The organism is Streptomyces sp. NPDC001348 (assembly GCF_053597535.1).
Map to the genome: position 1 here is coordinate 1 of NZ_JBSFIK010000028.1, position 12,692 is coordinate 12,692.

Consider the following 12,692-nt stretch of genomic DNA (forward strand, 5'->3'; position numbering starts at 1 on the left):
AGCATCGCGACCAGTTGCTCGTCGGACACGGGCGCAGGCTGCCCGGAATGGGCACTCTCGACAGGCTCCACGGTCTCCAACTCCACGGCGGTGTCAGTCACTTGACGTCCCTACCATGATCGTCGGATCCGCCGTTAGATTTACACTCCCGGCCGCCGAGGTCATCTTCGACCGCGGCTGGGCGACGACCTGTTCGTGACGCGTCGGGAGGGCCCGGTGGATGAGTCATGCGGTCTGGGCATCGGGCTTGGCAGAAGCAGCAGCCCCGGACTTGCCGCGGAGGGGTACTTCCTCGATCAGTACGGAGGCGATCAGTGGGGCAGTTCCGATACAGGCGCCCGTGAGGAAGATCAGGTGGGTGGCGTGGGCGACGTCGTGGATGTGGATGAGGCCGCGGGCTGTCTGGCTGGGGTGGGCGGTGGCGGCGCTTGAGCCGGGGGTTGCTGCTGTGCCGGCGGTGACGGTGCCGGTGAACAGGGAGGCGAAGATGGCGATGCCGATGGAGCCACCGAGGTTGCGGAAGAGGTTGGTGGCGGCGGAGGCGGAGCCGATGTCGCGTAGTTCGACGGCGTTCTGGGCGATGGTGCTGGACATCTGCATGCACAAGCCGGTGCCTGCGCCGAGGACCACCATGTAGAGGGAGGTCAGGGTGCGGGGAGTGTCGGTGTTCATGGTGGACAGCAGTCCCATGGCGACGACCATGAGCAGGGTGCCCAGTACGGGGAAGATCTTGTAGCGGCCGGTCGCGGTCATGACCTTGCCGGCGATGCTGGAGGTGATCAGTGTGGCGATCATCATGGGCAGGAGCAGGAGGCCGGAGTTGGCGGCCGAGGCTCCTTGGACGACCTGCTGGTAGAGCGGCAGGTAGAGGGTCGCTCCGAACAGGGTGATGCCGCTGACGGTCAGCAGGATCGCGGCGATCGGGAAGTTGCGGTGCCCGCTGTAGATGCGCAGGGGCATCAGCGGCTCGGTGGCGCGCCGTTCGGTGACGATGAACGCGGCGAGCAGGGTGAGGGCGAGGACGGCCAGGCCGGTGGTCTGCCACGAGAGCCAGGCGTACGTGCTGCCGGCCCAGGTCGCGGCGAGCACGAACGCGGATATCGCGCCGGTCAGGAACATGATGCCGAGCCAGTCGATGGTGATCTTCGCGCGGCGCTGCGCGGGCGGCAGGCGGAGCAGCAGCCAGCACCAGGCGATGCAGATGACGCCGACGGGCACGTTGATGTAGAACGCCCAGTGCCAGCTCAGGTGACTGGTGACGAACCCGCCGACCAGGGGGCCGCCGAGCTGTCCGACGGCCATCACACCGGCGGTCATTCCCTGGTACTTGCCGCGCTCTCGCGGCGGCAGCAGCGCGCCGATCAGGGAGAAGGCGCCTGCGCCCATGCCGCCCGCGCCCAGGCCCTGAATGATCCGGAAGATGATCAGCTCGGTCATCGAGCCGGCCGTGCCGCACAGCACGGAGGCCGCGATGAAGAGGGCGACCGAGGTGAGGAAGACCCTCTTGCGGTTGAACAGGTCGCCGAGCTTGCCCCAGACCGGGGTGGAGCAGGCGGTGGCCAGGGTGTAGCCGGTCACCACCCAGGACATGTGGTCCAGGCCGCCGAGGTCGGCGACGACGGTGGGTATCGCGGTGCCGACGATCAGGCCGTCGAGCATCGACAGCAGCAGGGCGAGCATGACGCCGAGCAGGATCCAGCGGATGTTCTTGGGGACGGTGATGCTGTCGCCGGTGCCGGCCGGTATGGAAGGGGCCGCCATGACAGATCACCCCTTTCTTTTGATCTGGTGGACGGCGTGACGAGGCGCGCGAAGCGGCACGACCATCAACGAACGAGTTCGCTACGAACGAGTTTTGAGCGAGGTGTGCAGGAGAGCGGGCGCAGGGGGGACCTACGGAGCGGCGGCGCATCGGCGGCCTGCATGATGCGCCTGTGCAGGCCGCCGGGAAGTGTGTGGGTGGGCGGGGGCTATGCGTCCGTGCTGGATGCCGGCTTCGCGGTGTCGTGTACGGAGAAGCGCAGCGGGTTCCCGGAGGGGTCGTGTGTGGTCAGGCTGGTTCCCGTGCGCTGGTGCGGGTGGTCGGCGGCAGTGAGGCGTTCGGCCAGTTGCTCGATCGCCTCCGAGTTGGTGAGGAGCAGGTCGACGCAGGTGAGCCGGGCGGTGTCGGATCCTGCGGGCGTGCCTCCCTGCGGGCTGAACCGGGTGGTGAGGACGAGGAGGCTGCGGTAGTCACTCACGCCGACGCCGATGAACCCGTCTCCCAGGCGGGCGTAGATCTCCAGGCCCAGCAGGTCGCGGTAGAACGGCGTGGTGCGGGTGAGGGCGGCGTCGGTCGCCTTGAGTTGGACGTGCCCCATCTGTGTCCCGGCCGGCAGGGGTGCGGGCGTGCTCGCACCGGGCTCGTCGAGAAGGTCCTGCACAGCGATCGGAGTGGAGACCACGACGGGCAGGCCCTTGTCGGTCCACTGCCATTGCTCCTGCGGGCAGGCCCAGGTCACCTCGATCGTGTGGCCGTCGGGATCGGTGACGTAGCACGAATGGCTCACGACGTGATCGCGCGGATCGACGTCGAATCCTGCGTCGAGGTGCCGCTGGGTGAAGCGGGCCACGTCCGCCCTGGTGGGCACGAGCGGGGCGAAGTGGCTGAGCCCGGGGCTGGAGGGCGGCGGCGCGATGGCCCCGGCGACCTCGTGCAGGTCGACCAGCGCCTGTCCCTCCACGCCCAGTTGTGCTCGCTGTGTTTGACGGTCGAGGAGGCGGAAGCCTGCGACCTGCGTGTAGTAGTGCACGCTGCGTTCCAGGTCGGCCACCGTCAGCGTGACGGGTCCGAGGGTGAGTGTCTGGTCCATCCGGTAGTCGGTCATGGTCGACCTTTCGTCCGTGCTGCGGCTTCCCGGGGGCGGAGCACCTGTGTGAGCCGCAGCGTGGCCGGTGTCGCGGCCCTGCTCGCAGGCAAAGCGCAGCTCTTGACTGGCGCGTGAAGCGGGCTGCGGGCCGGGGCCGTCGTGTGAGAGGAGGTCGTGCGGGAGGTTCTTCAGGAAAGTGCCGGGACTGCGCTGTTGCGGGTCTGGGCGAGGGCGTTGCTCCAGGACAGGAGCTGGTCGAGCATCGCCGTCAGGGCGGGATCCTGGTGGTCGCCGGGGGTGAAGGTGGCGCCGAAGTCGGCGAAGTCGGTGCGCAGGTTCAAGGTGACCGTCGCGGAGACGTCCGCGAGTTGCAGGGCGCCCAGGACCGGGCGGAGGGCTTCGACGGCGCGCACGCCGCCGTCGGCGCCGTAGGAGACGAGGCCGGCGGCCTTGTTGTTCCACTCGGCGTGGACGCGGTCGAGGGCGTTCTTCAGGACGCCGGGGAAGGAGTGGTTGTACTCGGGAGTGACGAGCACGTAGCCGTCGTAGGCGGCGACGGTCCTGGCCCACTGCTGGGTGTGCGGGTGGGTGTAGCGGCCCATGGCGGGCGGGAACGGTTCGTCGATCTGCGGCAGGTCGACCTCGGCGAGGTCGATCAGGTCGTAGTCGGCGTCGCCGCGCTTTCGGGCCTGCTCCAGGACCCATTGTGCGACGCGTTCGCCGGCACGTCCGGTGCGGGTGCTGCCGAGAATGATCGCGATCTTCGTCATCGTGCCTCCGGTGGATGAAAGGGACGGTCGGTTCCCCGCCCCCGCGCGGTCGGTCTGCGACCGCGCGTGATGAGTCCCATGGGCGCCCGCTTGCCGAAGGGCGATGCCGGCGCCGGCCCGCAGATGGGGAACCAAGGGCAGGGTTCAGTGGCCGGCGGCCGAGGCCCGGGGGGTGAGGAAGGAGTCCAGAGCGGTGAAGACCGCCTCGGGCTCCTCGCGGATGGGCAGGTGTCCTGCGCCGGGGATGAGTTCGAACCGCGCGTGGGGGAACGCCGCGGCGTAGGCGCGGCCGAAGTCCGGGGTGACGACTGTGTCGTCGGCGCCCCAGATCACCAGCACCGGGCAGGTGACGGTGGAAAGGCGGGGCAGCATGCCGGCATCTCCCATGGCCGGCCCGGCGTAGACGCGCATGGCGGCCATCGACTGCGCGGACGGTCCGCCCTGAGGCGCCGGTCCTGCGGCCGCCGGAGCCGGTGGCCCGGCGGGCACGGTGATCTGCTGGCCGGGTATGACGGGGCCGATGGCGTCCATGAGGACGAGCCGGGAGATCCGGCCCTCGCGGTCGTCCAGGACGGTCTGGGTAGCGACCCAGCCGCCGAAGGACGTGCCGATCACCGTCACGTCGTTCAGTGAGAGGTGGCCGAGCAGGTCCAGGTAGGCAGCGGCGAGTGCGGGTACGGAGTCCAGGTCGTCCGGCCGTACGGTGCCCTCCCAGCCCGGATGGGTGGGCGCGACCACCCTGTGATCCGGTGCGAGGTGGTCGATCAGGGGCGTGATGCTGGAGGGGCCGGGGCCGCCGTGCAGGACGAGGACCGGGCTGCCGCTGGTGCCGGCCTCGCGCACGTCGAGATCGAGGCCGGGCCATACCCGAATGGTTCGCTGCGGGGATGAGGTCATGAGTTGCTCTTCCTGGTTGCGGGGTGTTCGGTAGCTGAGGGCGCGGTGGCCGTAAGCGCTGGCCTCACTGGGCTGCCGGGCCAGAGGTGAAGAAGGCGACCATCTGCTCCAGGCCCTTCTCGCTGAACATCGTGTCCAGGTTGGCGGCGGACTCGGCGGCGGATGCCTCGCTGCGCGGGAAGAGGGCCTCCTCGTACGCGGCCAGGGCGGCTTCGGTGTCGCCGGGGTGTGCGGCGATGGCCAGGGCGAGTTCGGCGCCGTCGAACATGGCGAGGTTGGCGCCCTCTCCGGCGAAGGGGGACATCAGGTGGGCGGCGTCACCGAGCAGCGTCACGCCCGCGACACGGTCCCAGCGGTGCCCCACGGGCAGGGCGTGAATACGGCGCGGGATGATCGTCTCCGCGTCGGCGACCAGGCCGCGCAGGCCCTCGTCCCAGCCGTCGAAGTGGGCGAGGACCGCGGCCTTGGCGGCGGCCTGGTCGGTGAAGTCGACCGTGTCCAGCCAGCCTTCGTCGGCCTTGAGCGCGGTGTAGACGTGGAGGCTGCCGTCGGTCTCCCGGTGCGCGAGGACACCGCGTTCGCCCCCCAGGGCGATGAAGAACCCGCCGCCGATGACCGCGGCGCTGCGCGGGTGGCGGGTGTCGGCGTCGAACAGGTCGGTCTCGACGAAGGAGATGCCGGTGTAGGCGGGCCAGGCACTCGAGACCAGCGGCCTGATCCGCGACCAGGCGCCGTCCGCGCCGATCAGGAGATCGGTGGTGACGGCCGAGCCGTCGGCGAACGTCACCTCGTGACGCCCGTCGCCCAGCGCCCGGGCCCCGGTGACCTTCCGGCCCCAGTGGATCGTGCCGTCGGGCAGGGAGCCCAGCAGCAGGTCACGCAGGTCGCCGCGGTCCACCTCCGGCCGGCCGCCGGTGCCGTCGTCCTCCTCGGCCACGTGCACCGTGCCGTCGGGGCCGAGCAGGCGCATGGCCTGACCACCCTCATGGACGATCTTGAGGAAGTCGTCGTGCAGGCCGGCGGCGTGCAGGGCCTTCTGCCCGTTGTTCTCGTGGACGTCGAGCATCCCGCCCTGGGTGCGGGCCGCCGCCGACGCCTCCAGCTCGAAGATCGCCGACTCGATGCCGTTGACGTGCAGGACACGGGCCGCGGTCAGGCCGCCAAGACCCGCGCCGATGATCGCGATCGGGAAATGGCTGGTGCTCATGGGGGCCTCCGGAAGCAGTAGGGGAATACCTCGGTGCGCCGAGTCATCGCCGCCGACGCCGCAAGGCTCCTTGCAGGAGCGGCGTGCGCAGCGGGCGGCAAGGGATGCGTGCCTCGGCCACTCGCCCCTCAACGTACCGAACATGTTCGTTGCGAACAAGTTCGCCACAGTGGGCGGCAGGCGGCGCGGAGACCTTCCGTTCCCCCTGGGCGGAGTCCGTCGCCGGGGCGGGCCACCCCGCCCGAGGGTCAGTCCGCTGCGCCCGGGACGGGTGTGCGGGTGATGCCGTTGACGAGGACGTCGAAGCTCCAGCGGATCCTGTCCGGCACCGAGCCGCCGATCAGGGCGGGCATGTGCGCGGTGATCGCCGGATGCGTGGCAGGATCCACGGCGCGCAGGGCGCGCACGGTGGCGTCCCAGTCGCCCTCGGCGGCGGGATCGTGCTCCCGCGTCGAGTGTTCGGCGGCGGTGGCTGTCGCGTCCTGGAGCAGTTTGTCCACTCCCCAGGCGACCTGCTCGCGGCTGGCGTCGCTCTGCGCAAGGAGGTCGAGGATGCGCTCCACCAGGCGCAGGTAGTTCTCGCCGCTCGGGCGGGCGACGAGCGCGGCCCGCGCGAGCTGCGGGTGCTCGAACAGCACCTGGGTGTACGACGTCATGACGGCACGGAGCTGCTCGCGCCAGTCCCCACCGCCGTCCTGCCCGGTCAGGTCGACCTCGCCGAGCAGGGAATCCAGGACGGCCGCGTGCAGTTCCGCGGTGTTGGCGACGTACACGTACAGTGACGCGGGGCCGGTGTCCAGCTCCTGCGCCAGGCGGCGCATCGTGACCTTCCCCAGCCCCTCCGCCCGCATGATCCGCACGGCGGTGTCCACGATCCAGCGCCGGGACAGAGCGGGCTTCGCCGGACGCTCCCGGCGGCTGATCGGCTCTCTTCTCACAGTCATAACCCGATCGTAACGAACACGTTCGAGACGCGGGGTTGCCCGGTTCGCCTTCGGCCTTCACGGATGCTGGTTCTGGCTCGCCCAGGGCCAGTGGGTTGCCCGCGCCGGGCGGAAGACCTGCCCGGGTCAGGCACGAGAGGGGGAGGGCCAGCCGCCGACCTTCCGCGCGGCCTGCTGGGCTTCCTGCTCCTGGCGCTCGCGTTCGTCGGCTTCGGGCTGCGCTTGGCCGATGGTCGTGGGCCGAGTGCGACGGGACCCGCTGCCCTCATCGAATCCTCATCCTCGCCAGAAGAAGATCGCGGGCATGAAAACCGCACGCTGTGTGTATTTCGACGTCCTGCGGGCTGTGGCGATGGTGCGGGTGGTGGTCTTCCACACCATCGGATACGGCGCGCTCAGTGTCGTCTTCCCAGCGATGGGGGTCATGTTCGCGCTGGCTGGTTCGCTCATGGCGCGAACTCTGGACCGGGCCGGCCCAAGGGCGGCGGTCACCGGACGGCTGCGACGGCTGCTGCCGGTGCTGTGGGTCCTGGGTGCCATCGGGGTGTCGGTAATGGTGTGGCACGGCTGGTCGGACGCCGACTACCGGCCGCTGAATGCGAAACAACTGCTTCTGTGGCTGCTGCCGGTCGTCGATCCACCGGCGAGCGACTGGGGCGTGGAGTACTTCGCCGCCGTGCTGTGGTATCTGCGCACCTACCTGTGGCTTGTGCTGCTGTCGCCCCTGCTGCTGCCGCTGTTCCGGCGGTGGCCGATACCCACCCTCCTCGCTCCGCTCGCCGCGCTGCTGGTGATCGGTCTGGGATACGTGCGTCTGGAGAGCCTGGCCGGCACCGCGCTGTACGACTTGGTCACCTGGATGCCTTGCTGGCTTCTCGGTTTCGCCCACCGCGACGGGATGCTTCACCGGCTCAAGGCGCCCGTGGTCGCCGGTCTGGCTCTCCTGTCCGGCGCCCTGGCCGCAGTCTGGTATTGCCGCCATCCCTCAACTGACATGCCGTGGGACCTCAACGCGGTCCCACTCGCCAACGTCCTGTGGTCGATCGCCTTCCTCGTGGTACTGCTGCGCTGGCGGCCGCAGATGGCCTGGCTGACGCGTACACGGCCGCTGCACCGGCTGGTGGGCGTGCTCAACGCCCGTGCGGTCACCATCTACTTGTGGCACATGCCCGCGGTCCTGGTGGCCGTTCTCCTGCTGGACAGGCTGGGGCTGGGAATGGGGCTCGAATCGCAGGCGGCGCTCCTGGGCGCGGTCTGGCTGGTCACCGGGATGTTCGTGCTGGCGCTGGGCTGGGTGGAAGACCTTGCCGCCCGCCGCCGCCCCCGCCTCCTACCGGATCCCTACGGTCCGCCGCCCGCGCCGCGCCGTCACTACGATGAGGCCGGTGCGAGTACTGGTGGTGGAGGATGACGACGATCTGAGGTTCGCGGTGGCACACGCTCTTCGACGTGCCGGGTTCGCGGTCGACGAGGCCGCGGACCTGCCCGCGGCCGATGAGGCGCTGTTCGTCAACGCCTACGACTGCGTGGTCTTCGACCGCTCGTTGCCGGCTGGTGACGCGGCCGCGTTCGTGCGGGCCGGCCGAACCCGGGCGTGGGACAGCCCGGTGATGTTCCTGACCGCCCGCGACACCGTTGCCGACCGGGTGGTGGGCTTCGACAGCGGGGGCGACGACTATCTTGTCAAGCCCTTCGCGGTCGAGGAGCTGATCGTGAGGGTGCGCAGCCTGTGCCGTCGAGCGGGCACACTGCGGCCACCGGTCATCCGGCTGGCCGATGTCGAGATCGACACCGCGCGACGCGAAGGCGCCGGGCCTGTGTGCTGTTGAGCCTGACGGCCAAGGAGTTCACGGTGCTGGAGCTGCTGGCCGCGCGCGCGGACCAGACCGTGACGCGTGCCGAGCTGATCGAGCGTGGCTGGGACGAGATGACCGAACCGAGCTCGAACGTCGTCGATGTCCTGATCGGCCAGTTGCGCCGCAAGCTGGGAAAGCCACCGCTGATCCACACGGTCCGCGGCGTCGGGTACCGGCTGGCACGGTGAACGCCACGACGAGGATCCGCCGACTGCGTCGGCGGCTGACGGTGCTGTTCAGGCTCACGAGCACGGCAGGTCTGATCGGCCTGACGCTGTATGCCGCGCACCTCAACAACTCGCTCTGGCGTGGGCAGCTCGACGACGAACTGCGCCGCCGCACCAGCCGGGCCACCGCCCTGCTCGTCTACGACCCGGGCGAACGCCTCGTCTTCGACGGCCTGATAGAGGACGACGTGGACAGCGGCTGCCCCGCCCTGACCGTACTCGCCCAGCAGGCCAACGGCCCCGTACCCGTCCGCCGCCCACGGCGCCCGTGCGCCAAGGTCGCGGACAAGGACCTCGTCGCCATCGCAAGGCGGGCGACGGCCGATGTGCGGCAACCGGTAGCCGCGACCGTGACCGACCAAGCCGGCCGACCGGTCCGCCTCTACGCGGAAGCCTTCCCCAGCGCCGACTTCAGCGCCACCGGCGGAGCGGTCGTCGTCGCCGACGACATGTCTGCCGACATCGCCGGACATCGGCAGGTGGTCCTGCTGCTAGCCATTGCCTGCGCGGCGCTCGCCGGGTTGTCAGCATTCGCCGGGCACATGCTCTCCGGCCGGGCCATGCGGCCCGCCCTGTCCGCCCTGGCCCAGCAGGAGGCGTTCCTGGCCGACGCGGCGCACGATCTACGCACCCCGCTCGCCACCCTCCGGGCACTGACCGAGGGGGCGCTGCACGACGACGCCTCGCGCGGTGAGGCCCTCGGCCGCGCCGCCCGCCTCGCGGCCAGAACAGGCGACATCGTCGACGACCTGCTGACCCGCGCCCGGCTCGCCGTCGGCGTCACGCCCGTTCGCCGCGAGCCGCTGCGGCTCGACCAGCTCGTCGAATCAATCCTGGACGACACACCCACGGCCGGACACCGCATACGGGTGACGACCCAGCCGGTCGTCGTCACCGCCGACCCGACCCTGCTCCGCCGTGCGGTGGCCAACCTGGTCGACAACGCCCTCACCCACGGCCACCCGCCCGGCGCGCCCGCGGACGTGGAGATCACCCTCACCGCCGCCGGCACGATCGCGATCGACGACGACGGTCCCGGCGTCGATCCCGCGCTTGCCGGTGAACTGTTCGACCGGTACCACAGCGGTGGCCGTTCCACCGGCCTGGGCCTGTCGATCGCGGCATGGATCGCGCACGCGCACGGCGGCTCACTCACCGTGGGCCCCAGCGCCAGGGGCGGAGCCCGGTTCGTCCTGCGCTTGTGACCGAGTAACAAGGCCCCGCCTGCCTTTAATCGCCGGACGGGCGGAGCGGGATGACGTTGCCGGGGACAGGCTGGTCCTGACTGTCGGGCCGCCGGAGGATGAGGACGGCTGCCGCGAGGGCCATCTGCTTCGCTCGATGCCGGGACTCGGCCTCGGCAGCCCGGGAGTCCTTGAGAGCTTCCTTCAGGCGGACAACCTCTCTGCGAAGCCGCCTCTCGACTTCCGGCGGCTGGTGCGTTTCCGTACGCACCCGCGCGTACAACTCCTCCTTGAGGTCGGCGTGGCGCTTTTGCAGAGCCATGCGGTGAACACCGGCCTCTGCGGCGAGCGCGACGACCGTGAGGCTGCCGTTGGAGCAGGTGGGCCGGCCGGCCAGGAGGCGGTCCATGGCCGTGCGGATGCGGGAGCGTTCGTCCTCGTGCTGCTGGTTCATGCGAGGGCCTCCTCGGCGGACTGGGCGGCGGAGTCGTGGGCGTCGGCGAGAGCGCGGAAGCGGTTGGCGGTTGTGCGGAACCGGTCGCCCAGGGGCTTGGGGCATCAGGGCTGCCTTCGCATCGAGCCGATCCGCGAGCTCTCGTGCCGCCTGCGCGTGGCTGTCGTTGCGGACCGCGTTGCCGCCGCCGAGCTGGCAGGCGAACTGGTTGGGCGCCGTCGCCCCGGGATCCGGGTCGCACAGGGCCGTGTCGCGCTTGAAGGCGCAGATGAGGAAGGAGTCCGGGTTGTCGAAGAGGACGAGTCCGTCGCGCGCGAGGAACTTGGCGGCGGCCTTCGGGGTGTTCAAGGCGCCTTCGAAGCTGGGGAGCGAGGTTGCTCCGATGAGAGCCCGTCGAACGGCGGGACCGGAGATCTTCTCGCCGGCCGCAGCAGGAACAAGGGCGGGGCGCCTGCCGGAGGTCCCGGCATGACGCCCACCTCCCACGGCAGCGGGACGCGCTCGCGGTTGACGGCGGCGTGTCCTGCCCGGGGTGGTGACGTTGGAGGAGGCGACACGGCGCTCGGGTGTCAGCGGCCCCTGATGGTGCACCGGCGTCGGGTCAGGGGCCGCGAGAAGGCGGAAGCCGCGCCGGTTCGAGGCGAAGATGATCACTCAATGTGCCCTGCCGTCGCGTCGCGGCCGCGTATGAACGTCACTTCTTGGCAGAATGCACAGGTGCAGCCGCTGCCGGTTCCCTGCCCCGCTCCCCTCATCCCGCGCGTCACCGGCACCAACGCCTTCCACGACGCCTACCGCAACGCCATGGCGCACAACGCTGTATTCGTCGCCATCGAACCCGAAGGCCAGCAGTGGACCGTGAAGGCGGACACCCTCACCGCCGGCTCCGGCCACACGGTCGCCGATGCTGTCAACGATGCCATCCGAGCCGCGATCCTCCGCTTGGTCGACAACCGCGAGGTCGATTTCGGCGCCTACACAGGCCCCGTCTACTTCATGATGCACGGTGTGCGCAGCGAAGAACGAGCCCGCGAACTCGCCGCCGTACTCCACGCCGCCCTCTACGGAGACCTGGAACCCCTGGCCCACGCCGTCCCTCCCGCACCCTGACACTCACGCAACTACCCCGGCCCGCATCTCCTGCACCATCTGGCCGTAAGCAGCCGCGGTCGGGAAACAGCTTCTCGGAGGCACGGCGTCCGTGCGGGTCACACGGTGGGCCGGGGCCCAGCGGCGCGGCGGAGCCGGTTGGCGATCGCCAGTCCCAGCCCCTCCTCCGCCGGCAGCGAGGCGATGATGAGGTCGCACCCTTGCTGGTCGAGTTCGCGCAGGAACCCGTACAGCCCGCGCGCGTAGGCGGCCATCGAACCGGGGACTTCCACCACCGCGTGCGCCTTCACCGCGGCGCCGACGAAGGAGGGCGGAAGAAAGACGCCCACCTGGTGCCCCAGCTCCTGAGCCAGCTCCGCTTCGACGACGACCTTCTCGGGCTCGACGAGGACGACCCGCGCCCGCGGCGCGTAGTGGGACGGATGCTGGCCCGGCACCCGGACCCGGCTGGACGAGGACACTGCGATCGGGTGCCCCAGCACCGCTTCGAGGTCCTCGCGCGTCACCCCGCCCGGCCGAAGGATGCTCGGGACATCCCCCGTGACGTCGACGATGGTCGACTCGACGCCGACCTCGCAGGGACCGCCGTCCAACACGAAGTCGACAGCATCGCCGAGCTCGGCACGGACATGGTCCGCCGTGACGGGGCTGACCGCGCCGAAGCGGTTGGCGGACGGGGCCGTGACACCACCGCCGAAGGCCGACAGCAGCGCCAGGGCGACGGGGTGGTCCGGCACGCGCACGGCCACCGTCTCCAAGCCACCGGTCGCTTCGAGGGGCACGCGGGAACCGCGCCGCAGGACCAGCGTGAGCGGCCCCGGCCAGAAGCGTTCGGCCAGCAGGCACGCCGCCTGGGGCACGTCCTGGACCCAGTCGTCCAGCTGCTCCGCGCCGCCGATGTGGACGATCAGCGGGTGGGAGGGCGGACGTCCCTTGACCTGGAAGATACGCGCGACGGCGGCGGGGTCCTCGGCGTTGGCGCCCAGACCGTAGACAGTCTCGGTCGGGAGGGCCACCAGCCCGCCGGCACGCAGCACACCGGCCGCCTTCTCGATGTCACTGGTTCTTGCCGTCACTCCCGCAATCCTAGGTGCATCAAGGACCAGCGGCGGTCATGATCAACCCCAGCGCCAACCGCCACCGCAACGCTCCGCCCACAGTCCCTTGATCCCCGGAGCCGCACAAGCGAGCCGT

At 70.3% G+C, this 12,692-nt stretch carries 13 protein-coding genes; 5 read left to right on the plus strand and 8 right to left on the minus strand.

All coding sequences use genetic code 11. The features are described 5' to 3' along the window. Positions 1-225: 225 nt before the first annotated feature. The 6 genes from ACWC21_RS26380 to ACWC21_RS26405 form a co-directional block, all read right to left on the minus strand. Entirely contained in the window at positions 226-1,761 is a 1,536-nt protein-coding gene (locus ACWC21_RS26380; RefSeq protein WP_450885306.1) for an MDR family MFS transporter, read from the minus strand. Positions 1,762-1,970: 209 nt separating this feature from the next. Continuing rightward, positions 1,971-2,867: a VOC family protein gene (locus ACWC21_RS26385; RefSeq protein ID WP_450885307.1), complete on the minus strand. Its 897-nt coding sequence runs from the start codon at positions 2,865-2,867 to the stop codon at positions 1,971-1,973. A 170-nt stretch (positions 2,868-3,037) separates the two neighbouring features. Then, positions 3,038-3,619 carry an NADPH-dependent FMN reductase gene (locus ACWC21_RS26390; RefSeq protein WP_450885308.1) on the minus strand — a complete coding sequence of 194 codons (582 nt, stop codon included), beginning with the start codon at positions 3,617-3,619 and terminating at the stop codon, positions 3,038-3,040. A gap of 144 nt (positions 3,620-3,763) precedes the next feature. Beyond that, positions 3,764-4,516 carry an alpha/beta fold hydrolase gene (locus ACWC21_RS26395; RefSeq protein ID WP_450885309.1) on the minus strand — a complete coding sequence of 251 codons (753 nt, stop codon included), beginning with the start codon at positions 4,514-4,516 and terminating at the stop codon, positions 3,764-3,766. A gap of 64 nt (positions 4,517-4,580) precedes the next feature. Further along, positions 4,581-5,723, minus strand: coding sequence for an FAD-dependent oxidoreductase (locus ACWC21_RS26400; RefSeq protein WP_450885310.1), 1,143 nt, complete (start codon positions 5,721-5,723; stop codon positions 4,581-4,583). A 248-nt stretch (positions 5,724-5,971) separates the two neighbouring features. Beyond that, positions 5,972-6,667 (minus strand): TetR/AcrR family transcriptional regulator, encoded by a 696-nt coding sequence (locus ACWC21_RS26405; RefSeq protein ID WP_450885311.1) that lies wholly within the window; start codon positions 6,665-6,667, stop codon positions 5,972-5,974. 229 nt (positions 6,668-6,896) lie between these two features. On the opposite strand from ACWC21_RS26405, the gene ACWC21_RS26410 reads away from it, so the two are divergent. From ACWC21_RS26410 to ACWC21_RS26425, 4 genes are read left to right on the plus strand one after another with little or no spacing between them, the layout of a single operon-like run. Continuing rightward, on the plus strand, positions 6,897-8,078 hold the full coding sequence (locus ACWC21_RS26410; protein WP_450885312.1) for an acyltransferase family protein: 1,182 nt from the start codon (positions 6,897-6,899) through the stop codon (positions 8,076-8,078). Next, positions 8,053-8,496 (plus strand): response regulator transcription factor, encoded by a 444-nt coding sequence (locus ACWC21_RS26415; protein ID WP_450885313.1) that lies wholly within the window; start codon positions 8,053-8,055, stop codon positions 8,494-8,496. Before ACWC21_RS26410 ends, ACWC21_RS26415 begins: the two co-directional genes overlap by 26 nt. After that, entirely contained in the window at positions 8,487-8,711 is a 225-nt protein-coding gene (locus tag ACWC21_RS26420) for a winged helix-turn-helix domain-containing protein (RefSeq protein WP_450885314.1), read from the plus strand. The genes ACWC21_RS26415 and ACWC21_RS26420 overlap by 10 nt, the downstream gene beginning before the upstream one ends. Then, entirely contained in the window at positions 8,708-9,955 is a 1,248-nt protein-coding gene (locus tag ACWC21_RS26425) for a sensor histidine kinase (protein WP_450885315.1), read from the plus strand. The genes ACWC21_RS26420 and ACWC21_RS26425 overlap by 4 nt, the downstream gene beginning before the upstream one ends. A 25-nt stretch (positions 9,956-9,980) precedes the next feature. Here ACWC21_RS26425 and ACWC21_RS26430 read toward each other — a convergent pair whose 3' ends face one another. Continuing rightward, positions 9,981-10,388: a hypothetical protein gene (locus ACWC21_RS26430; RefSeq protein ID WP_450885408.1), complete on the minus strand. Its 408-nt coding sequence runs from the start codon at positions 10,386-10,388 to the stop codon at positions 9,981-9,983. A gap of 717 nt (positions 10,389-11,105) precedes the next feature. Here ACWC21_RS26430 and ACWC21_RS26435 point away from each other — a divergent pair. Further along, positions 11,106-11,498 carry a hypothetical protein gene (locus tag ACWC21_RS26435; RefSeq protein WP_450885316.1) on the plus strand — a complete coding sequence of 131 codons (393 nt, stop codon included), beginning with the start codon at positions 11,106-11,108 and terminating at the stop codon, positions 11,496-11,498. Between the two features lie 98 nt (positions 11,499-11,596). On the opposite strand, the gene ACWC21_RS26440 is transcribed toward ACWC21_RS26435, so the two are convergent. After that, positions 11,597-12,574, minus strand: a complete 978-nt coding sequence (locus tag ACWC21_RS26440; protein ID WP_450885317.1) for an L-threonylcarbamoyladenylate synthase — start codon at positions 12,572-12,574, stop codon at positions 11,597-11,599. Between the last annotated feature and the right edge of the window lie 118 nt (positions 12,575-12,692).